2 protein-coding genes are annotated in these 2568 nt (G+C 44.0%); one reads left to right on the top strand and one right to left on the bottom strand.

Going from position 1 to position 2568, the window contains the following annotated elements; genetic code table 11:
- Positions 1-830, bottom strand: an 830-nt coding sequence (gene carA, locus CK510_RS29130; protein ID WP_095724945.1) for a glutamine-hydrolyzing carbamoyl-phosphate synthase small subunit, incomplete at its 3' end; no start/stop codon positions are given.
- A gap of 239 nt (positions 831-1069) precedes the next feature.
- On the opposite strand from carA, the gene CK510_RS29125 reads away from it, so the two are divergent.
- A complete protein-coding gene (locus tag CK510_RS29125) occupies positions 1070-2212 on the top strand; it encodes a retropepsin-like aspartic protease family protein (protein ID WP_095724944.1) in 1143 nt (380 codons plus the stop codon).
- The last annotated feature ends 356 nt before the right edge of the window (positions 2213-2568 follow it).

The following is a 2568-nucleotide window of genomic DNA, read 5'->3' as shown; positions in this document are numbered from 1 at the left end:
ATTTGATGCCCCATACAAATGCCAAAGATGGGTTTTTGGGCTTTGAGTAGGGCTTTGGTGGTTTCTATGCCCTCGGTGACGGCTGATGGGTCGCCAGGACCGTTGGAAAGGAAGATTCCATCTGGGTTATATTTGAGGATTTCTTCTGGGCTGGAATTTGCGGGTACGACGATAACGCGACAGCCATAACTAGCTAGGCGGCGCAAAATGTTGCGTTTTACACCAAAGTCTAGAGCGACAACTGTAAATTTAGGGGATGAATTGCCATGACATTCGGGGTTAAACTCCCAAATACCAGGAGTTGGTTCCGACCATTCGTATACTTCTTTAGTTGTAACTTCACGGACAAGGTTCAAGCCTTTCATATTTGGAGTCGCTTGGACTTGTTCGAGTAGTTCGGCAGGGTCGAGAATTTCGGTTGAGATAGCCCCATTCATGGCTCCGTGTGTCCTAATTTTGCGAGTTAAGGCGCGGGTATCGATGCCGTAGATACCTGGGACATGGTGCTGTTTGAGGTAGTCTGGTAGGGATTGGGTGGAACGCCAGTTGCTAGGACGGTGGCAAATATTGCGCGCGATCGCACCTCTAACTTGGGGACCATCTGATTCTTCATCCTCTGGGTTTACCCCTGTGTTACCTAGTTCGGGATAGGTGAATAAAACTATCTGACCGCAGTAACTGGGGTCGGTCAGAACTTCTTGGTATCCGGTCATCCCGGTGTTAAATACTACTTCTCCAATAGTTGTACTGGTAGCTCCAAAAGACCAACCTCGGTAAGATGTTCCATCTGCGAGGACAAAAAGGGCGGGTATTGCGTCAGATAGTGGCATAAGCAATTAAAAAGAGAAAAATAAAAATGGGCATAGGATGAAATTCCTGTACAGACTTGGCTTGTGGGTATCTGTACCTTAATCCTTCCACTCCGATGGTTAATTATTGCATGAGTCGATTCACTGCTCCCGTTTGGTTCTCGTCACAAAAACCAACCGTTCAACTTTAAGTAAAGAAAGAAAACTGGCATCGGGTGGTAGATTTTTGCCGCCTTGGGCTAGTAAAATCTTTAGTAATTATGTTTGATTATTTTTCATTACGCACAGCCGCCTATTTTATCTCGATTTCACTGGCAGTTTTGGTTGTTGGTTGTCGTCAGGACAGGCAAACTCAAGTTAACCAAGCTAACGGTGAAATTCGTTCGCCTGCTTTATCTTCTTCTGTTCAGGTTGAATCGACTCCTCAAATAAATTCGTCACCCCCAGCCCTTAAATCTACTACAAATGAAGGCAATTTTTTTGAACGAGGACTTGATAAGGCTGCGGGAGCTTTTAGTATCAGTCAATCCGCTCAATCAGTTTCTGACTGGAATTTGGTTGCAAGCCAATATCAAGATGCGATCGCATTGATGAAGCTGGTACAACGCGGTAATCCCTATTTTGATATTGCCCAAAGCAAAATCGGTGAGTACCGACGACAAGTTGAGTCCTCACAACTCAAAGCTGTTGCCAATCGTCAACAATTAACCCAACCAGAATCCCAGCAAGTCGTAATAGTCGCTGTTCCAGAAGCGATCGCAACTCCCCAATCTCCAAATCCTCAACCTGGAATATCTCAAATTGCTCCCCGTTCAAAATCTGTTGCATCTATTTCTGTGCCAGTTCCTGAAGTGAAACAAGTGGAACGCCAAATCGTTCCCATATATGTATCTCCCGAACCTGAATCTATCCAAGCGCAACTTTTAGCACAGCAAAGGTCAGTTGAGGTTGTTTCTGTGCCAATTAAGCGTCGTATGGGTGGTACACCAGTGATTGAGGTAACATTTAATGGTGGTCAAGCATTTGAGATGATTGTCGATACGGGAGCTAGTGGAACTGTGATTACTCAGAATATGGCGAATGTAATGGGAGTTGTACCCGTGGGTAAGGCAAAGGCAAATACAGCGAGTTCCAAATCTGTTATTTTCCCTATCGGTTATGTGAGTTCGATGCAGGTTGGGGGAGTCAAAGTTAATCGTACAGCAGTTGCGATCGCAGGAAATGAGTTGGAAACTGGGCTTTTAGGACACGATTTTTTCGGCAATTACGACATCACTATTAAGCGGGATGTTGTCGAATTTCGTCCCCATATGAATACGAATACCAATCCCACAGAGAATAAGCCACCTATTCCAATTTATCCGAAGCAGCGCAGTTCTGGGGAATCTATAAAGCAACCGTAGTTGCTGCATAATCCCTAAATCTCAAGAAATCGGGTTTTTCCCCACGAAAAAGCCTTTTGGAAGTATGACAATCCCAGAAACCTGATTCCTCTCCCAACGGAAAAACCCAAAATGCCTACTTTTATTTAAGTACCATTTCTTGTCGCGACTGTCTTGAAAATCAAGCTTAATGCAGTTGTTCGGGTTTACATAAGTAGAGAGAATATTTTTTCTGGGTTTTGTGATGCAAGAAAAATATTTCGCGTAGGGGAGAAACCCGCTTTCTGAGATATTTGGTTAGGGTACATCCCAGTTTTTATTCTTCCAAGAAAGATAAATAAATCATGAGAAAGTAAAGGGAAATTAAACGCGAACGC

It is taken from the genome of Brunnivagina elsteri CCALA 953 (genome assembly GCF_002289455.1).
Lineage (GTDB): Bacteria > Cyanobacteriota > Cyanobacteriia > Cyanobacteriales > Nostocaceae > Brunnivagina > Brunnivagina elsteri.
The sequence above is the reverse complement of the archived record's forward strand: the minus strand, read 5'-3'. Positions and strand labels throughout refer to the sequence as shown.